14 protein-coding genes, 1 pseudogene and 1 riboswitch are annotated in these 18,163 nt (G+C 70.7%); of the genes and pseudogenes, 5 read left to right on the plus strand and 10 right to left on the minus strand.

The features are described 5' to 3' along the window. Positions 1-293: 293 nt before the first annotated feature. Complete coding sequence (locus AAFF41_RS15110) at positions 294-2,090, plus strand: AMP-dependent synthetase/ligase (RefSeq protein WP_054231536.1); 1,797 nt, start codon at positions 294-296, stop codon at positions 2,088-2,090. 19 nt (positions 2,091-2,109) lie between these two features. On the opposite strand, the gene AAFF41_RS15115 is transcribed toward AAFF41_RS15110, so the two are convergent. Both AAFF41_RS15115 and AAFF41_RS15120 read right to left on the minus strand, forming a co-directional pair. Next, complete coding sequence (locus AAFF41_RS15115) at positions 2,110-3,774, minus strand: GMC oxidoreductase (RefSeq protein ID WP_450530716.1); 1,665 nt, start codon at positions 3,772-3,774, stop codon at positions 2,110-2,112. A gap of 109 nt (positions 3,775-3,883) precedes the next feature. Next, positions 3,884-5,026 carry a glycosyltransferase family 4 protein gene (locus AAFF41_RS15120; RefSeq protein WP_319752486.1) on the minus strand — a complete coding sequence of 381 codons (1,143 nt, stop codon included), beginning with the start codon at positions 5,024-5,026 and terminating at the stop codon, positions 3,884-3,886. A 195-nt stretch (positions 5,027-5,221) separates the two neighbouring features. Here AAFF41_RS15120 and AAFF41_RS15125 point away from each other — a divergent pair, with 195 nt between their 5' ends. Continuing rightward, positions 5,222-6,454 carry a glycosyltransferase family 87 protein gene (locus tag AAFF41_RS15125; RefSeq protein WP_319752487.1) on the plus strand — a complete coding sequence of 411 codons (1,233 nt, stop codon included), beginning with the start codon at positions 5,222-5,224 and terminating at the stop codon, positions 6,452-6,454. Here the strand turns inward: AAFF41_RS15125 and AAFF41_RS15130 are convergent. Continuing rightward, a complete protein-coding gene (locus tag AAFF41_RS15130) occupies positions 6,415-7,737 on the minus strand; it encodes an MATE family efflux transporter (RefSeq protein ID WP_343324074.1) in 1,323 nt (440 codons plus the stop codon). The genes AAFF41_RS15125 and AAFF41_RS15130 overlap by 40 nt on opposite strands. A 121-nt stretch (positions 7,738-7,858) precedes the next feature. On the opposite strand from AAFF41_RS15130, the gene AAFF41_RS15135 reads away from it, so the two are divergent. After that, on the plus strand, positions 7,859-8,392 hold the full coding sequence (locus tag AAFF41_RS15135) for a PadR family transcriptional regulator (RefSeq protein WP_343324075.1): 534 nt from the start codon (positions 7,859-7,861) through the stop codon (positions 8,390-8,392). 15 nt (positions 8,393-8,407) lie between these two features. On the opposite strand, the gene AAFF41_RS15140 is transcribed toward AAFF41_RS15135, so the two are convergent. The 5 genes and pseudogenes from AAFF41_RS15140 to AAFF41_RS15160 all read right to left on the minus strand — a co-directional run bounded on the left by AAFF41_RS15140 (position 8,408) and on the right by AAFF41_RS15160 (position 13,882). Continuing rightward, positions 8,408-9,604 carry a hypothetical protein gene (locus AAFF41_RS15140; protein ID WP_319752489.1) on the minus strand — a complete coding sequence of 399 codons (1,197 nt, stop codon included), beginning with the start codon at positions 9,602-9,604 and terminating at the stop codon, positions 8,408-8,410. Positions 9,605-9,636: 32 nt separating this feature from the next. Beyond that, positions 9,637-10,668 (minus strand): C40 family peptidase, encoded by a 1,032-nt coding sequence (locus AAFF41_RS15145; RefSeq protein WP_319752490.1) that lies wholly within the window; start codon positions 10,666-10,668, stop codon positions 9,637-9,639. A 234-nt stretch (positions 10,669-10,902) separates the two neighbouring features. Then, a pseudogene (locus AAFF41_RS15150) lies at positions 10,903-11,942 on the minus strand (C40 family peptidase). A gap of 316 nt (positions 11,943-12,258) precedes the next feature. Continuing rightward, positions 12,259-13,608, minus strand: coding sequence for an NYN domain-containing protein (locus tag AAFF41_RS15155; RefSeq protein WP_319752492.1), 1,350 nt, complete (start codon positions 13,606-13,608; stop codon positions 12,259-12,261). A 34-nt stretch (positions 13,609-13,642) separates the two neighbouring features. Continuing rightward, positions 13,643-13,882, minus strand: coding sequence for a hypothetical protein (locus tag AAFF41_RS15160; RefSeq protein ID WP_054231545.1), 240 nt, complete (start codon positions 13,880-13,882; stop codon positions 13,643-13,645). 152 nt (positions 13,883-14,034) lie between these two features. On the opposite strand from AAFF41_RS15160, the gene AAFF41_RS15165 reads away from it, so the two are divergent. Next, a complete protein-coding gene (locus AAFF41_RS15165) occupies positions 14,035-14,766 on the plus strand; it encodes a rhomboid family intramembrane serine protease (RefSeq protein WP_319752493.1) in 732 nt (243 codons plus the stop codon). Then, positions 14,763-15,044, plus strand: coding sequence for an Lrp/AsnC family transcriptional regulator (locus tag AAFF41_RS15170; RefSeq protein WP_054231546.1), 282 nt, complete (start codon positions 14,763-14,765; stop codon positions 15,042-15,044). Before AAFF41_RS15165 ends, AAFF41_RS15170 begins: the two co-directional genes overlap by 4 nt. A 63-nt stretch (positions 15,045-15,107) precedes the next feature. Here AAFF41_RS15170 and AAFF41_RS15175 read toward each other — a convergent pair whose 3' ends face one another. Continuing rightward, the gene (locus AAFF41_RS15175; protein WP_343324076.1) at positions 15,108-16,469 is read right to left on the minus strand and encodes an aminotransferase class V-fold PLP-dependent enzyme; all 1,362 of its coding nucleotides are present in this window, start codon (positions 16,467-16,469) and stop codon (positions 15,108-15,110) included. A 192-nt stretch (positions 16,470-16,661) separates the two neighbouring features. Next, positions 16,662-16,778, minus strand: a riboswitch (SAM riboswitch). Between the two features lie 183 nt (positions 16,779-16,961). Continuing rightward, positions 16,962-18,026, minus strand: a complete 1,065-nt coding sequence (trpD, locus tag AAFF41_RS15180; RefSeq protein ID WP_319752495.1) for an anthranilate phosphoribosyltransferase — start codon at positions 18,024-18,026, stop codon at positions 16,962-16,964. Positions 18,027-18,163: the final 137 nt, after the last annotated feature.

Consider the following 18,163-nt stretch of genomic DNA (forward strand, 5'->3'; position numbering starts at 1 on the left):
TGCGGCAAACGTGAATAGAGGCGGTCGGACCTGCGGTTACTGGCATGGCAAGAAGAGCGTGGACTACTGTGCGTGAAGGAACGCCATCGGGTGCGACGCACCAACCTGTGTGACGCAGGGAACATCTCGGCGGGACCCCCTATCGAAAAAGCCGTACCGGTGGGTAACGTCCGGGCAGTCCAGTCGTACTCAGGATTTCAACAATGATGTTCCTGGGTACCTGCCCGAGCCTTGGACCGCTCCGTCGCATCACACACCGTCGTGGCGTCGGCGCCCTATGAGGAGCAGCAGTCTTGCGCGAGTTCAGCCTTCCGGCTTTGTACGAGGTCCCTGCGGACGGAAATCTGACCGACATCGTCCGCAGAAACGCCGCGCAGCATCCCGACGTCGCCGTCATCGCCCGCAAGGTGGGCGGCACGTGGACGGACGTCACCGCCACCACCTTCCTCGCCGAGGTGCGGTCCGCGGCCAAGGGCCTGATCGCCTCGGGCGTCCAGCCCGGCGACCGGGTCGCCCTGATGTCCCGTACCCGCTACGAGTGGACACTGCTCGACTTCGCGATCTGGAGCGCGGGCGCGATCACCGTGCCGGTGTACGAGACCAGCTCGGCCGAGCAGGTGCAGTGGATACTCGGCGACTCGGGCGCGAGTGCCTGCATCGTCGAGCTGGACACGCACGCGGCCTCCGTGGAATCGGTGCGCGACCGGCTGCCCGCCCTCAAGCACGTCTGGCAGATCGAGGCCGGCGGGGTGGAGGAACTGGGGCGCGCGGGCAAGGACGTCAGCGACGCCACCGTCGAGGAGCGCAGCTCGCTGGCCAAGGCGGACGATCCGGCGACCATCGTCTACACGAGCGGTACGACCGGCCGCCCCAAGGGCTGTGTCCTCACCCACCGTGCCTTCTTCGCGGAGTGCGGCAACATCGTGGAGCGGCTGCGCCCCCTGTTCCGTACGGGCGAGTGTTCCGTCCTCCTCTTCCTGCCGCTCGCGCACGTCTTCGGACGGCTGGTGCAGGTCGCGCCGATGATGGCGCCGATCAAGCTGGGCTGCGTCCCGGACATCAAGAACCTCACCGACGAGCTGGCCGCGTTCCGGCCGACGCTGATCCTCGGTGTGCCGCGTGTCTTCGAGAAGGTCTACAACTCGGCGCGCGCCAAGGCGCAGGCGGACGGCAAGGGCAAGATCTTCGACAAGGCGGCGGACACGGCGATCGCCTACAGCCGCGCCCTGGACACCCCCTCCGGCCCGTCGCTCGGCCTGAAGATCAAGTACAAGACGTTCGACAAGCTCGTCTACAGCAAGCTGCGCGCGGTGCTGGGCGGTCGCGGTGAGTACGCGATCTCCGGCGGCGCCCCGCTCGGCGAGCGGCTGGGCCACTTCTTCCGCGGCATCGGCTTCACGGTCCTGGAGGGCTACGGCCTGACGGAGTCCTGTGCGGCCACCGCCTTCAACCCCTGGGACCGTACGAAGATCGGTACGGTCGGCCAGCCGCTGCCCGGCTCCGTGATCCGCATCGCCGACGACGGCGAGGTGCTGCTGCACGGCGAGCACCTGTTCAAGGAGTACTGGAACAACGAGGCCGCGACCGCCGAGGCGCTCGCGGACGGCTGGTTCCACACGGGTGACATCGGCACCCTCGACGAGGACGGCTACCTCCGGATCACCGGCCGCAAGAAGGAGATCATCGTCACCGCGGGCGGCAAGAACGTCGCCCCGGCCGTGATCGAGGACCGGATCCGCGCGCACGCGCTGGTCGCGGAGTGCATGGTGGTCGGCGACGGGCGCCCGTTCATCGGCGCGCTGGTCACCGTCGACGAGGAGTTCCTGGGCCGCTGGGCCGAGGAGCACGGCAAGCCGGCGGGTTCCACCGCGGCGTCGCTGCGCGAGGACCCGGATCTGATCGCTGCGATCCAGGACGCGGTCGACGACGGCAACGCCGCGGTGTCGAAGGCGGAATCGGTGCGGAAGTTCCGCATTCTGTCCTCCCAGTTCTCGGAGGAGTCGGGCCACCTCACGCCGTCCCTGAAGCTCAAGCGCAACGTGGTGGCGAAGGACTACGCGGACGAGATCGAGGCCATCTACCGGGGCTGACGGCCCGACCGAGCGGTTCTCATGGCGCGGTGTCCTCGGCGAGGATCCGCGCCATTCCGCGTTCCGCGAGCGCGGTGATCGTGACGAACGGGTTCACCCCGATCGAGCCCGGCACGAGCGAGCCGTCGGTGATGTACAGGTGCGGGTACCCCTTGACGCGGCCGTAGTTGTCCGTGGCCTTGCCCAGCACGCAGCCGCCCAGCGGGTGGTAGCAGAAGTCGTCGGCGAAGGTCTTGTTGTTGCCGAAGAGGTCGTAGCGGTAGATCGTCGCGTTGGCCGAGTTGATCCGGTCGAAGAGCTTCTTGGCCATGCTCACGGAGACCGCGCTCTGGGCGGCGGTCCAGCCGAGCCTGGCGGAGTCCGTCGCCGCGTCGTACGTGAAGGACGCGCGCTCCGGGTTCTTGGTGATCGCGAGGTAGAGGCTGATCCAGGTCTCCAACCCGGTGGGTATCGGGGCGATTTCGGCGAAGACGGGGTTGGCGGTGTTGGCCCAGTCGTCGATGCCCATGACCGGCATCGTCGACTGGTTCGCCCCGACCGTGTCCCAGATGTGGTTGGCGCGGCCCGTCATCACGTTGCCGTTCGTGCCCCAGCCGGTGCCGACGCTCGCGTCCAGGGCCGGCAGGGTGCCCGTCTCCCGGGCCCGGACGAGGAGTTCGGTGGTGCCGAGGCTGCCGCCGCCCAGGAAGAGGTACGTGCAGCTGTACTGCTTGGTCTCCACGACCGCGCCGGTGGTGTCGATCCGGTCGGCGGTCAGGGTGTACGTGCCGTCCGTGGCCCTGCTGATCGCCCGGACCTTCTCCAGGGTGTGGATGGTGACGTTGCCGGTGCCGAGCGCCGCCGCGAGGTAGGTCTTGTCGAGGCTCTTCTTGCCGTAGTTGTTGCCGTAGATGACCTCGGCCGCGAGTGCGGACTTGGTGGCGGTGCCGGCCGCCTCGCGCTGCATGTAGGTGAAGTCGTAGACGTTCGGGACGAAGGTCGTCTTCAGGCCGGCGTTGGCGGCGGCCTTACGGGAGGTGCGGGTGAACTGGTACCACTCCGTGGACTCGAACCAGGTGGGGTCGACCGTGTTGACGCCGAGCATGGTGCGGGCGCGCGGGAAGTAGGTGTTGTACATCTCGGTGGCGTCCACCGTGGGGAACTGCTCGGAGAAGTAGGACTGGAGGGGCGTGACGGCCATTCCGCCGTTGACCAGTGAGCCGCCGCCGACGCCTCGGCCGACGTAGACCGACATGTTGTCGTAGTGGACCCGGTCCAGGACTCCTGGGTAGAGGCCGATGTCCTTGTTGACGACGTCCAGCCACAGGAAGGTGGCGAGCGGGGCCTCGGTGCGGGTGCGGAACCACATCGAGCGCTCGTCGGGGGCGGCGGTGGAACAGAAGACCTTGCCGTCGGAACCGGCGGTGTTCCAGAGCTTGCCCATCTCTATCACGAGGGTGCGGATGCCGGCCTGGCCGAGGCGGAGGGCGGCCACGGCGGCGCCGTAACCCGATCCGATGACGATGGCGGGCGCGGTGTCGACCGCGGCGGGCTCTGCCGCGTGGGCGGACTGGAGGCCTACGCGGGTGAGGCCGGCGGCGGCGGCCGTCTGGAGGGCGACCATGCCCAAGATCTGGCGTCTCGTCAAGTGACGGTTTGTCAGCTGACGGTTACTCATCTGATGATGAGTCAGTTTTTCTGTCATGAGCGCAGCATCGGCGGATTATTTGCTTCCGCCTAGGGTTTTTGCCGGGATTTCAGGGGGCGCCGCGATGAGTGGGGAGAGTGCGGGTTGCTTGTGACCGGCCGCGCACCTAGAGCAACTCCTTCAGGCTCTCCGCCAGCAGGTCCCAGCGCCATTTCCGCTCCACCCATTCCCGTCCCCGTTCGCCCATGTGGCGGCGGAGTTCGGAGTCGGCGAGGAGGGTGATGATGCGGTCGGCGGAGTCGTCCGGGCAGTCGCCTCGGACGACCCAGCCCGTTTCGCCGTCGAGGACCGCGTCGGGGGCGCCGCCCGAGTCGCCCGCGACGACCGGCAGGCCCGTCGCGGAGGCCTCCAGGTAGACGATGCCCAGGCCCTCGACGTCGAGGCCGCCCCGGCGGGTGCGGCAGGGCATCGCGAAGACGTCGCCCGCGCCGTAGTGGGCCGGCAGCTCCGACCAGGGGACCGCGCCGGTGAAGCGGACCGAGGCGGCGACCCCCGTGTCGTACGCCAGTTTGCGCAGGTCCTGCTCGTACGGCCCGCCGCCGACGATCAGCAGCACCGCCTCCGGCTCCTTGGCGAGGATGCGGGGCATGGCGAGGATCAGCGTGTCCTGGCCCTTGCGCGGGACCAGACGGGAGACACAGACCACCACCGGGCGGTCGGTGAGGCCGAGGCGGGCGCGGACCACGTCGCCGCCCGAGCCGGGGTGGAAGGTCTTCTCGTCGACCCCCGGAGGCAGCTGGACCATGCGGGAGGCGGCCTCGGGCGTCAGCGCGGACGCGATGCGCGAGCGCGTGTACTCGCCGAGGTAGGTGATCGTGTCCGTGGACTCGCCGATCCGGCGCAGCAGCTGCCGTGCGGCGGGCAGCTGGGCCCAGCCCGCCTCGTGGCCGTGCGTGGTGGCCACCAGGCGCTCGGCGCCCGCCCTGCGCAGCGCGGGCGCCATCAGGCCGAGCGGGGCCGCCGCCCCGAACCACACCGACGTACAGCCGTGCTCGCGCAGCAGCCCGACGGCGCGCCGGGTGGCACCCGGTGTGGGCAGCAGCATCGTCGTACGGTCCCGGACGACGGTGAAGGGCTGCTCGGCGTCGAAGGCGGCCGTCGCCTCGATGCCCTCCCGGCTCCGCTTCCAGGTGGATGCGTAGACTACGAACCGCTCCGGGTCCAGTCGTAGCGCCATGTTGTGCAGGAACGCCTGGATGCCGCCGGGGCGGGGCGGGAAGTCGTTGGTCACGATCAAGGTCTTGTGCATCGCGCTCGACACTACCGAAACCTTCGAATCCCCACGCGAGCGGTCCACAGCGGCGAAGCTGTATTCCACCGGTGGTCACAGCTCCGTACGGCCGCGCTTCATGGGCCTCGCACAGCCCCGCACGTCATCATGTTTCCGCACCACCGCACCACGTCACCACCGCACAGACAGCCGACGAACGAGGGCCAGGTGAGCATGAAGGGCACACGGGGGGCGGGGTTTCCGTACGCGTTGCTGGGAACCTGGGGCCTGACCAGGCTTCTGCTCCTGCTCTTCGTCTTCAAGGTGTTCGTCTTCCCGGGACCGGACGTCACGAGTGACGTCTCGGTGATCTACCAGGGCTGGTACGAGATCCTGCGCACCGGCACCTTCCCGCTCGACGACGTGACCTGGCAGTACCCGCCGGCCGCCGCGCTCGCGGTCCTCTCCCCCGGACTGCTGCCCTTCCTCGACTACGCGCACGCCTTCTTCCTGCTGGCCTTCGTCGCCGACGTGGTGGTGTACGCGCTGCTCCACTACGCCGGCCGGCGCCCCGGCAAGACGCTGCGCGGCGCCTGGGTGTGGGTGATCGGCGTCCCACTGCTCGGACCGACCGTCTACGCCCGCTACGACGTGATGGTGACGGCCGTGGCGGTCGCGGCGCTCCTCGCGGGAGCCCGCCATCCGCGGGTGATGGGCGCTCTCGTGGGCTTCGGGGCGCTGGTGAAGGTGTGGCCGGCGCTCCTGCTCCTGGGGGCCGTGAAGCGGCGCGCGTGGGCCGCGGCGGCGGTGACCGCGGGCGGGATCGCGGTGCTGTTCGGGCTGTCGATGCCCGGCGCCTTCTCCTTCCTGACCTTCCAGCGCGACCGGGGCACCGAGGTGGAGTCGCTGGGCTCCCTCGTCTTCCACGTGGGCCGGCACTTCGGCTGGGACGGTCAGGTGCTGCTCAACTACGGCTCGGTGGAGTTCCTCGGCCCGTACGTCGACGTGGTGAGCAGGCTGGCCCTGGCGCTCACCGCGATCGCCTTCGCGTGGCTGCTGCTGTGGCGGCTGCGCGTCCAGCGCTTCCGGCCGCACACGCTCGCCGACGCCGCGTTCGTGGCGGTGCTGATGTTCACGGCCACCAGCCGGGTCATCAGCCCGCAGTACATGGTGTGGCTGGTCGGGATCGGCGCGGTCTGCCTGTGCTTCCGGGGCAGCCGGATGACCCTGCCGGTCACCCTGGTGCTGGCCGCGTGCTTCGCGACCGTCCTGGAGTTCCCGATCTGGTTCTCGCACGTCGTGGGCAGCGACCGGCTGGGCATCACCCTGCTCTTCGTGCGCAACGGTCTGCTGGTGGTCGCGGCCCTGATCGCCGCCCTCGAACTGTGGTGGAGCACGGTGTCCGACCCGGCCCCGACCCTGCCCGCTCAGGCCACCCGCAGCAAGGAGCGCCTGAGCTCCTCCTGACGGCGGCGGGCGCGGGCGAGAAGCAGTCCGACGGCCGTGCACTGCACCGCCATGGACAGTGCCAGCGCCAGACAGATCCCGGGCAGTCCGAGCCCCGACAGGGCGTACGCCAGGGGCAGCTGGACCGCGGTGCCGAGCAGTGTCACCCGCAGCAACAACGGGGCTCCCCCGCTCCCCTCGAAGACCCCGCCCAACGCGATGAAGCAGGCCATCAGCGGCAGGTACGGGCCGACGCAGCGCAGGAACAGCACACCGTCGTGGGCGACCGCGCCCCCGGCTCCGAAGGCCCGCGTGATCCAGGGGGCGAACGCGCCGAGCAGGACGGCTGCCACCAGGCCCACCGCCCCGGAGACGATCACCGCCTGCCGCCCGATCGCACCCCGCTCGTCCCGGCCGGTGCCCCGGGTGTGCGCGGTGTGGATCGAGGCGGCCTGCCGCACCGCGTAGAAGGCCATGGTCGCGACGTACATGACCTTGTACGCGATGGAGTACGCGGCCACGGCCGTCACCCCGAGCCGGGCCACGATCGCGACCAGGACCAGCGCCCCGCCCTGGCGCACGGTGAAGTCGGCGGACATGGGCAGTCCGGTCCGCAGGGTGCGGCGCAGCGCGGGGCCGGTGGGCTCGGCGGGGCGGACGGCCGCGGCCTCGCGCAGCGGCGCGTTGCGGCGCAGGGCGCGCAGGCCGGCGGCGAGGGCGACGCAGCGGCACAGGACCGTGGAGGCGGCGGCGCCCCGGACGCCGTACGCGTGGATGAGCAGCGGGTCGAGGCCGAGAATCAGCCCGTTGGCCAGCAGGGCGAGGCGCATCGGGGTGCGGGTGTCACCGGCGCCCTTCAGGATGCCGTCGACGAGGTTCTGCGCGAAGAAGACGGCGATGCCCGGCAGGGAGATCCCGAAGTAGGCGACCGCCAGGGCCAGGGCGTGCCCGTCGCCGCCCAGGACCAGTCGGGCCAGCGGCTCGCGCAGCAGGTATCCGCCCACGGCGACCACGGGCGTCACGACCGCGCACAGGGCCCCTCCGCCGCGTACGGCCGCCCGGAGCGCGCCCGGATCCCGGGCCCCTCTGGCGTGGGCGACGAGGACGGTCGTGCCGGAGGCGAAGACCAGGGCGACGCCGAGGAGCACGTTCTCGGAGTTGGTCGCGACGGCGACGGCGGCCACGGCGGGACCGCCGAGCCGGGAGACCCAGACGGTGTTGATGATCCCGGCGGCGACGGAGGCGAGCAGGGAGAGGTACACGGGGTGGGCGAGCGATATGAGCTGCTTCCGGTGGGCGTTCACCGACGAGTCCCTCGATTCCCTTGAATTCCCTTGATTACCTCTTATCGAGCTACCTCGTTTAGAGGTAGCTCGATAAGAGGTATCATGGACGTCCGGCACCCGCAAGCAAGGAGCGCCCCGCATGCTGGAGCTGTCGATCCTCGGATTTCTGTTCGAAGAGCCCTTGCACGGCTATGAGTTGAAGGAGCGCATCAAGGCGCTCAGCAGCCATGTCCGCCCGGTCAGCGACGGCGCGCTCTACCCGGCGATCACCCGCCTGGTGGCCGCAGGACAGCTGGACCAGCACACGGAGCCCGGCAGCGGCGCCGCCCCGCGTCGCATCCTGTCGCTCACCGAGAAGGGCCGTGCGGACCTCCTGGAGCGGCTGCGCCACCCCAAGCAGGCCGAGATCACCGACCACGTCCGCTTCAACACCCTGCTGGCGTTCCTGCGCCACCTCCCGGACCCGCGGGAGCAGGCCGCGGTCCTGCGCCGCCGCCAGGAGTTCCTTCTGACGCCCGCGAGCTTCTTCTACCGGGACGGCGAGCCCGTACGGGCGGAGGAGGCCGGCGACCTGTTCCGGCAGGGGATGCTGCGGGTGGCGCGGGCGACGGGCGAGGCGGAGCGGGAGTGGCTCGCCGAGGCCATCGCCCGACTGGACACGGCGACGGGCTGATGCAGCCGAGCCGATTCAGGCGAGCTGCGCCTTCAGGTACGCCTGCCACTGCTGGGTGAACTTCTCCGGCGTCGTGTGCAGTACGTCCCGCAGCGCGCCCTCGACGGCCCCCGCCCGCTTCTCGTGGTCGCCGACGGCCCGGTAGAACTCGTTCAGCCGGACCTCGCCCCAGTGGTCGGCGATCAGCCTGCAGGCCATCCAGCCGCCCTCGTACGCCCGCGCCAGCCGCGCCGCGTCCCCGGCGAACCCGAAGTCCTTGTCGTCCGGCAGCGCGGCCGGTACGTGCCCGTCCAGCACCGCCCGCCCCAGCTCCGGCGCCGCCTGCGTCGCCGTACGGCCGCTGCCGCGGTAGCCGACCCAGTCCGCGAAGCCCTCGGAGAGCCACAGGGGTGTGGCGGCGGTGGTGTGGGCGCGGGTGGCCACGTGCGTCGTCTCGTGGGTGAGCACGACCTGCTTGCCGAAGTCACCGAGGAGGCCGTACGCATCGGGGTTGACGATGATCCGGTCCGCGGGCGCCCTGGCCGTCCCACCCGCCTCGCCCGTGGTGACCGCCGCGATCCCCCGGTACCCGGACGCGGGCGCCCCGAGCAGCCCCGCCATGCCCTCCAGCGACTTCGGTACGAGGACGACGACGTGCCCCGTCCAGTCGGCGCCCCAGGCGTCCGTCACGGCGGGCACGGCGCGGTCCGCGAGGCCGGCGTACGCCCGCAGCCGCTCACCGGACTGCCCGACCCCCAGGACGAGGCTGTGCGCGCCCCGTACCACCGTCACCGCCCCCTGCTCCCACAGCTGCTGGCTGGCCCGCTCGGCGGGCACGTCGGAGGCGATTCGCCAGGTCCCGCCCTCGCGGACCAGGCGCAGGGTGCGGGCCGCCGTGACGGGCGCCCTGTCGTAGCCCTCGATGCGGTAGCGCAGCTCGGCGCCCGCGATGGCGCGGTCGCCGGAGCGGTGCAGGTCCGTCAGGCGGTACGACCAGGCGGCCAGCGGGACCGCGCGCAGCCGGGTGAACTCCGCGGTCGAGCCGGACGGTTCCTCCGTGGCCCGGTACGCCGACTCGTTCCGGTCCAGGACCGCGGCCGCCCGCCGGTCGAGGACCCGCTGCACATCGGCGGACGCGGTGTCCGGGGTGGGCCTGCCGCCGCAGCCCACCAGCACGGCGAGCAGCAGTACCAGGGAGCACCCCGCCCGCGACGCACGCCTTCGACCAGCCACGTTCCCGATCGTACGGCGCCCGGGCGCGGGGGTCAGACCCGCGTGACGGACGAGATGGGCATCATGCCCACCGGGTCGTAGCGCACCGGCGCACCCGGATAGGGCGCATGGATCACCTGGCCGTTGCCCACGTACATCGCGACATGGCTCGCGTCGGAGCGGTAGGTGATGAGGTCGCCGGGCTGCGCCTGGGAGAGCGACACCTGCCGTCCGGCGTAGCGCTGTTCCTGGGAGGTGCGCGGCAGACCGACGCCCGCCTGCCGGTACGACCACTGCATGAGGCCGGAACAGTCGAATCCGCCGGGCCCGTTGGCGCCCCACATGTAGGGGCGGCCGAGTGCGGAGCGGGCCGCGGCGAGGGCGGCGGCGGCGCGCCCCGAGGCGGGCGTGACACCGCCGGGTTCGGGCAGGTCGGAGCGTCCGGAGCGAGAGGCCCGGTCGTAGGCGGCGCGCTCGGCGGACGGCAGCGAGTTGAGCAGTATGCGCGCCTTGGCGAGTTTCTTTTCGACGGTCCGCTTGTGCTGGGCGACGGCCTTGGTGCTCTTCTCCAGCTCGGCGAGTTCGGCGGTCGCCTCCTCGCGCTCCTGGGCGAGGTCGCGCATGGCGAGCTGGAGGTCCTTGAGTTCGCCCGCCTGGTGGGCGTTGATCCGGTCGAGCGCGGCGGCCTTGTCGAGGTACTCGGCGGGGCTGTCGGAGAAGAGCAGCGCCAGGGAGGGGTCGAGGCCGCCCGCGCGGTACTGGGCCCCGGCGAGCGAACCGAGCGCGTCCCGCATGGTGTTGATGCGCTCCTGCTGCCGGGCGATGCGGTCCTGTGCCGTGCTCACCTCTTCGCGCAGGACTCCCGTGCGCTCGTCGGCCTTGTTGAACGCCTCGGTTGCCTTCTCCGCCTGGATGTACAGGCGGTCCACCTCGGCCCGGGTGTCGTCCTTCGGTGCTGCGGCGGCCGGTACGGCCCCGAGGGCGGCGGCCGCGACGGACACCACGGTCACGGCGATGCCGGCGATGCCCGCGGCGCTGGCGCCCCGGTCGAACCCGGACGGTGGACGGCGGCGATGGGACCCCACGAGTAGCCGCTCTCCCTTCCGCTGACGGTCCCCCGGAGTTGGGGGAAACGCGCCAGACAGTAGCCGTGCGACTACGCACCGGCCAAAAACCTCCGGGGGCGCACAACGCGGCGCCCCGCCGGAGACGCAGGTCACCGACGGGGCGTGGGGTCAGCGGGAGTTACCGCGATTCGCCCGTTCGGGCGGTATGGCGAGGGGGCCTCGAAAGGCTCTCGGAGGGTTCGGGGAGCCGGATCAGACCCGGACGCCGAACTGGAACGCTCCACCGATGGTGCTCATCGACTCGTAGCGCACGACGGTTCCGGTGCGCGGGGCGTGCAGCACCTGGCCGTTGCCCGCGTAGAGGCCGACGTGGTGCAGGTCGCCGAAGAAGAAGACCAGGTCGCCGACCTGCAGATCGCTCTGCGAGTAGATGCGGGTGCCGATGGTCGCCTGCGACTCCGAGGTGCGCGGGATGGAGACACCGGCCTGGGCGTACGCCCACGAGGTGAAGCCCGAGCAGTCGAAGGAGCTGGGCCGGAGGCGCCGTAGACGTACGGCGAGCCGATCTTGGTCTGTCCGGCGGAGAACGCGGCACCGGCGCGCCCGGACGCGGGTGTACCGGGGTCGCTGAGAACGGTGCGCTCGCTGGCACGGGTGGCGCGGGACTGCTGCGCGTCGAGAGCCGCCTTCTCCTTGGCCGTCAGGGAGTTGAGGAGCTTCTGCGCCGCGGCGAGCTTGGTCTGGACCGTCTTCTTCTGCTTGGCCAGTTCCGTACGGGTGTCGGCGAGGTCCTTGAGCTTCGCGGAGGCTTCCTGCCGCTGCTGGGCGAGCGAACGCTGCTTCTCCTGGACCTTCTTCAGCGCCTCGACCTGCTGACTGCTCAGCTGGTCCATCGCGGACGCCTTGTCCAGGTAGTCGTCCGGGTTCGAGGAGAGGAACAGCGCCACGGAGGGGTCGATGCCGCCGGTGCGGTACTGGGCGCTGGCCATCGAACCGAGTCCGTCACGCAGGGCGTTGAGCTCGTCCTGGCCGCGGGCCACGTTGTCCTGCAGGGTGCTGATTTCCTTCTCCAGCTTGTCCTGCTTCTCCTTGGCCCCGTCGAGCTTCTCGGTGGCCTGCTCGGTCTCCTCGTAAAGCTTGTCGACCTTGCTCTTGACCTCGTCCTTGCTCGGCTTCTCGCTGGGCGCGGCGTTGGCGGCGTTGGCGCTGAGGACAACGGCAGCGGCTGCGGCGGTGGTGAGCACGGTCACACGGGTGCGGCTCGGCTGCTTGGGTCGACGGTGGGACGCCACGAAGGCGAGCTCCTTCTTCCTCCAGCCGCCTGCCGAGACGCCGACGGGCGGTGTCCCCCCACCGTCACTCCCAATGAGTGATCACCCGAGTGGAGGTTCGAGCCCAGACCCTAGTGACCTTCCTGTGATCAGTTCAAATCCAAACCTGAAAATTCTTAGTCACCCAGCGGATTCTTTGCACTCAACTCACGTGCAGTGATGTGGGACTGACGCTACGTTGCGTGAAGGTTTCGCCAATTCGGGCACAACGCCTGGATGTTACGGATGGGGCGTACGGGCCTTTTGGGGCGTACGACGCAGATCGCCGACGACTGTTTCAGCCGCGCGAAAAGCGCTTGAGGAGCACCACGGAGGCCACCGGGCGAGCGCCGGCCTTCGCGATCCCGTCGGCCACCTCACGGTCGGTGGAGACCACGATGACGGGCCGCCCGGGCGGCTCGGCGCGCACCAGCTGACGGATCAACTCGTCCGCCGTGACACCCGCCTTGGAGAACAGCACCCGCACCCCGCGCGGCGGCGCGAGCAGCACGGGCGCCGCCAGCTCGGCCCCGTCGAAGACACACGTCACCTCGGCCCCGGTCTGCGCGGCGAGCTGCGAGAGCTGCCCCAGCAGCCTGAGCCGCTGCTTCTCCAGCGGCATCTGCGGATAGCCGGTCTTGGTGACGTTGTAGCCGTCGACGACCAGATGCGCCTGCGGCAGCGCGAGCAGCTGGTCGAGGATCGCGGGATCATTTTCGGACAGGGCTCGGGCCGCGATGTCCTTGGGCGTCATGCGCCCCGGTTCGACCGCGTCGACGGTCTCCGCCGGCCGTACGGACACGGGCGGCAGCGCGAGCTCCCGGCGCAGCCCCTGGGTCGCCTCCAGCACGGTGTCGAGCAACAGCCGTACGCGCATGTCCTCGACGCTGCGACCCTCGCGCGCCGCCTTGCGGGTGGCCTCCAGGGCCGCCTCGGCCTCCGAGAGCCGCGCCTTGAGCCGCCGGGTCTCGCTCTCGGCGGCCGACACCTGGGCCTGCCCGTCCGCCCGCGCGGTGTCCATCTCGCCCTGCAGCTTGCGCAGCGCGGCCTCGCCCCGCTTGACGTCGCTGAGGGCGCCGCGCAACTTGCGGTGAAGCGATTCCGCTTCCCTCTTCGCGGACTCCAACTCCGTGCGCAACCGCTCGGTTTCGGCCTTGGTCTGACCACGTGCCTGCGCGAGCTCCTCGCGCAGCCGCTCCAGCTCCGCCCGGCTCTCCTCGTCCGCGCGCTCGGCGTCCGCCCGCAGGGCCTCCTCGCCCGCGGCGGTCACCAGCTTCACCCAGCCCGTGGGGCGCAGCACATAGGCCGCGGCCGCCACGTCCAGCGGATCCGCGGCCGGCGGTGGCGCGCCCGAGTCGAGGGCGCCGGCGAGCTCCGGCTGCGCCTCTCTGAGCTTCTCGGCGATACGCTGCCGGAACAGCGGATCGGTCTCCAGCGCGGCGGCCATGGCGTTGCCGGCGAACTTCGCGCGCCGATTGGGGGCGAACCGCGCATACTGCCGCAATTGGGCGGGGAGTTCGGCAACGGTCAGCCCGCCGAAGCCGTCCGACACGATCTGTACGACCCGCCGGCGCACCCCGTCGGGCAGCGGACGGTCGAGCACCTCAGCGGCGCCGTCGTCCGGCTCCCCGCCTGTGGTCTCCACCATCCGTCACCCCAATGTCTGTGCGGGGCCCGCTCCCTCAGGAGCCGGCGCCCGGCCTGTCCACCAGTTCCACCTGGTCCACCGCGTTGCACCACCGGCAGCGCACCGACTCGATGGTCTCACTGACCACCTTGCGCTCCTCGACGTTCGGCTCACCGGCCAGGTCCAGGTGCACATACTCGACGACCTTGGACGAGCGGGTCACGTCGAATCGCGTGAGGTTGCCGCAGAGTGTGCAGCGCCAGCGCGTCTCGGCGGTCGGGAGGGGAACCGTCATGTGGCAGTCGCTTTCCTTCTAGTGTCCGTCCAGCGCCGGTCTCCGGCGCGTGTGGCTCGTTACCCTACGGCCTGGCGGGTACTCGACGCTCGGCCGTCCATGGCGGCGAGGCATTCTGCGTGTATCGGTGCGGTTACGTCATGCTCTGTCCCATGATCAGCACCTGGGGTACGGCGGTCGGCAGGACGATGCGCGGTCAGTCCGCGCCGGTGACGTACGGGCTGATCTTCCTGTGCTGCCTGATCTTCCTGATCGGTCCCGCCTCGGGACTCAATCCGTCGTTCGGCAGCGGGGACGCGCTGGTGGTCGCCCAGCGGGCCTACTTCCGGCGCTGGGGCGTGATCCCCGCCGAGCTCTTCGACGGGACCCCGAGCGCCTGGCTCACCCCGGCCACGGCCCTGTTCATCCATGGCAGCTGGCTCCACCTCCTGGGCAACATGCTCTTCTTCTACGTCTTCGGAGCGATGACCGAGGAACGCATGGGCCACATCCAGTTCGCCGTCTTCTACGTGGTCTGCGGCTACCTCGCTCTGCTGGGTTACGCGATCGCCAATTCCGGCTCCGAGCAGTCCCTGGTCGGCGCCTCGGGGGCGATCTCCGCGGTCCTCGGAGCGTTCCTGTACCTGTTCCCCAGGGCCCGGGTGACCAGTCTCTTCCCGTTCCTCTTCTTCCTGCCGCTGCGCTTCCCCGCCTGGGTCGTGCTGCCCTTCTGGGTGACCCTGCAATGGCTGGCGGCGGGCCGCAGCCCCTCGGGCCCCGGGGTCGCCTATCTGGCCCACCTGGTGGGCTTCTCGCTGGGGTTCGTCTACGCGTGGGTGCGGTTCGGGCGGCCGACTAGAGTGAAAACCCCAGCAGCAGCCCCCGAGGGAGAAAACCAGCCGTGATCACCGCGATCGTGCTCATCAAGACCAGCGTGGACCGGATCCCCGAGATCGCCGAGTCGATCGCCGCGCTGGACAGTGTCAGCGAGGTCTTCTCCGTCACCGGTACGTACGACCTGATCGCCATGGTCCGGGTGAAGGCCCACGACGACCTGGCGGACGTCATCCCCGGCAAGATCAGCAAGATCCCCGGCGTCGAGGGGACGGACACCCACGTCGCGTTCCGCACGTACTCCCAGCACGACCTGGAGGCGGCGTTCGCCATCGGCCTCGACAGCTAGGCACAGCCGCGCGGCCCCATCGGGGATGTGGGGGCGGAGCCCCCACACACCCCCAAGCCGCTCTCAGACCGCCGGGACGCAGCGGCCGTCCTCCGTGCGGTAGTTCCACTTCGCCCCGTCCCGCACCAGTTCCTTCACCGCGCGCACGAACCGCTCCACATGCTCGTCGGGCGTACCGGCCCCGAAGCTGACGCGGATCGCGTTGAGGGACTTCTCCCCGGGCGCCGCCTCGGGCGCCCCGCACTCCCCCTGCGTCTGCGGATCGCTGCCGAGCAGCGTCCGCACCAGCGGGTGCGCGCAGAAGAGACCGTCCCGCACCCCGATCCCGTATTCGGCGGACAGCGCAGCCGCGAAGTGCGAGCTGTTCCAGCCCTCGACGACGAACGAGATGACGCCGACGCGCGGGGCGTCGTCGCCGAAGAGCGACAGGACGCGGACCTCGGGCACCTCGGCCAGACCGGCGCGGACGGCCCCGATCAGCTGCTCCTCGCGGGCGACGAGCGTGTCGAAACCGGCCTCGGTCAGCGCCTTGCAGGCGGAGGCGATGGAGTAGGCGCCGATCACGTTCGGCGAACCGGCCTCGTGCCGGGCCGCGCTCTCGTGCCACTCCACGTCCACGCCGCCGTCCACCCGCCGCGTGACCTTGCGGCTGGCGCCGCCGCCCGCGAGATACGGCTCGGCCTCGCGCAGCCAGTCGGCGCGGCCCGCGAGCACGCCGGAACCGAACGGCGCGTACAGCTTGTGCCCGGAGAAGGCGACCCAGTCGACGTCGAGGTCCCGCACGGACACCGGGTGGTGCGGGGCGAGCTGGGCGGCGTCCAGGACGATCCGGGCACCGTGCGCGTGCGCGGCGGCGGCCAGCTCGCGCACCGGCCACAGCTCGCCGGTGACGTTCGAGGCCCCGGTGACGCAGACGAGGGCCGGGCCGTGGGGGTCGCGGGCGGCGAGGGCCCGCTCCAGAGCCGTGACGGCCTCCTGCGGGGTGCGGGGCGCGTCGAGGTAGGTGACCTGGGCGTCCTTCCACGGCAGCAGCGAGGCGTGGTGTTCCGTCTCGAAGACGAACACCTGGCAGCCGGCCGGGAGGGTGGCGGCGAGCAGGTTGAGGGAGTCGGTCGTGGAGCGGGTGAAGACGACCTGGTCGTCGCCCCGGCAGTCGAGGAATTCCGCGACGGTCCTGCGGGCGTTCTCGAAGAGGTCGGTGGACAGCTGGGAGAGGTACCCGGCGCCGCGGTGCACGCTGCCGTAGTACGGGGCGTACGCGGCGACGTCGTCCCACACCCGCTGGAGGGCGGGGGCGCTGGCGGCGTAGTCGAGCGCGGCGTAGGTGACCTCACCGCCGGTCACGAGCGGGACGGTGACATCTCGCCCCAGAACGGGCAGAGGGGCACAAACGGCCTGGTCGGCGGCAGTGGTGGAGACAGACATGGCGAGCTCCTGTGAGAGGCAGGCGGAATCGCTGCGCGGGCCGGGTGCACGGGGGTACGGGTGTGCGGCTGCACGGCTCGGCGCAGGGAGGAAAGGCAAAAGGGTGTGCGGAGGCGGGGCTCTACGCCCTATCGCATTCGCTTGCTCACAGAAGGCTCCCTCGAACGACCAGGACCCCTGGGATTCTCGAGGGGTCCGCGCTTGCCGCAGACCTCGCTGCCTGCGGCCTGGTCTTCACCCGGGGCACCCCGCCACGGACGGAGGGTTGCCGGACAGCCGGCCGGGGCCTGATGGCTGTCGCTCATGACCTGATACGGCATCCTGCCACAAGATCTTCCACCCGCAACCCGGCGTCCGCATACCGGGACGCCGGGTGAGAGGCAGCGCCACTACCTGGGGACTCCGCACCCAGACCCCCAAAAGATCGCCCCGCCCCGGGGGCGCGGGGAACGGCGCGGGCAACCCCCACCGGTCCGCAGACGAACAACCAGGCTACGACTGGCTCGCAGCCACCCAGCGTTCCAGCGTCCGCTTCGCCGCCCCCGAGTCGATCGCCTCCGCCGCCTTCGCCATCCCGGCGCGGAGCTGGTCCGCGAGCGGTGCGTCGGTCGGGGACAGGGCGACGAGGGCCGCCGCGGAGTTCAGCAGCACGGCGTCCCGTACGGGCCCCGTCTCACCGTTGAGCAGGCGACGGGCGACGTCCGCGTTGTAGGACGCGTCGGCGCCGCGCAGGGCCTCCACGGGGACGAGTTCGAGGCCGACGTCACGCGGGTCGAACCGCTCCTCGGTGACCTTGCCGTCGCGGACGATCCAGACCCGGGACGTCGCGGTGGTGGTCAGCTCGTCCAGGCCGTCGTCGCCGCGGAAGACGAGCGAGGAGTTGCCGCGCTCGGCGAACACGCCCGCCACGATCGGTGCCATGCGCAGGTCCGCGACTCCGACGGCCTGTGCCCTCACCCGCGCCGGGTTCGTCAGCGGACCCAGCACGTTGAACGTGGTCCGGATCCCCAACTGCCCCCGCGCCGCCGCGACATGACGCAGCGCCGGGTGGAACTTCACCGCGAAGCAGAAGGTGATCCCGGCCTCCTCCGCGACCTCGGCCACCCGCTTCGTCGTCAGGTCCAGATTGACGCCGAGCTTCTCGAGGACGTCCGAGGCGCCGGACGCGGAGGACGCGGCCCGGTTGCCGTGCTTGACGACCTTGGCGCCGGTCCCGGCGACGACGATCGACGACATCGTGGAGATGTTCACCGTCTTCGCGCCGTCACCGCCCGTACCGACGATGTCGACGGTGTCCCCCGGCACCTCGATCACATTGGCGTGTTCGTACATCGTCCGGACGAGACCGGAGATCTCCTCGACCGTCTCGCCCTTGGCCCGCAGCGCCACCGCGAACCCGGCGATCTGCGCGTCCGTCGCCTCGCCGCTCATGATCCGGTCCATCGCCCAGGCCGTGTCGTCCGCGCTCTGGTCGCGGCCCTCGAGCAGGCCGTTCAGCACCACGGGCCAGGAACGGCCCGCCGCGGTGTTGCCTCCAGCGGGGTTCACAGCGCTCATAAGCCGCTCCTGGGTCCGTCGTCCCGGCAGAGGGACGCCTCGTGTAGATGGGAACACCCTATCCAGGCCCGGAGACGGCAAAGAGCCCCCGTCCAGGCAATGGACGGAGGCTCTCGCCGTGGCGATCAGTGAAGACC

It is taken from the genome of Streptomyces mirabilis, assembly GCF_039503195.1.
In the GTDB taxonomy this organism is placed as follows: domain Bacteria; phylum Actinomycetota; class Actinomycetes; order Streptomycetales; family Streptomycetaceae; genus Streptomyces; species Streptomyces mirabilis_D.

Bases quoted from the DNA above. Each gene is read 5' to 3' on its own strand.
- AAFF41_RS15115 (WP_450530716.1), bottom strand. From the start codon at position 3,774: ATGACAGAAAAACTGACTCATCATCAGATGAGTAACCGTCAGCTGACA.
- AAFF41_RS15120 (WP_319752486.1), bottom strand. From the start codon at position 5,026: ATGCACAAGACCTTGATCGTGACCAACGACTTCCCGCCCCGCCCCGGC.
- AAFF41_RS15125 (WP_319752487.1), top strand. From the start codon at position 5,222: ATGAAGGGCACACGGGGGGCGGGGTTTCCGTACGCGTTGCTGGGAACC.
- AAFF41_RS15135 (WP_343324075.1), top strand. From the start codon at position 7,859: ATGCTGGAGCTGTCGATCCTCGGATTTCTGTTCGAAGAGCCCTTGCAC.
- AAFF41_RS15155 (WP_319752492.1), bottom strand. From the start codon at position 13,608: ATGGTGGAGACCACAGGCGGGGAGCCGGACGACGGCGCCGCTGAGGTG.
- AAFF41_RS15160 (WP_054231545.1), bottom strand. From the start codon at position 13,882: ATGACGGTTCCCCTCCCGACCGCCGAGACGCGCTGGCGCTGCACACTC.
- AAFF41_RS15165 (WP_319752493.1), top strand. From the start codon at position 14,035: ATGATCAGCACCTGGGGTACGGCGGTCGGCAGGACGATGCGCGGTCAG.
- AAFF41_RS15175 (WP_343324076.1), bottom strand. From the start codon at position 16,469: ATGTCTGTCTCCACCACTGCCGCCGACCAGGCCGTTTGTGCCCCTCTG.
- trpD (WP_319752495.1), bottom strand. From the start codon at position 18,026: ATGAGCGCTGTGAACCCCGCTGGAGGCAACACCGCGGCGGGCCGTTCC.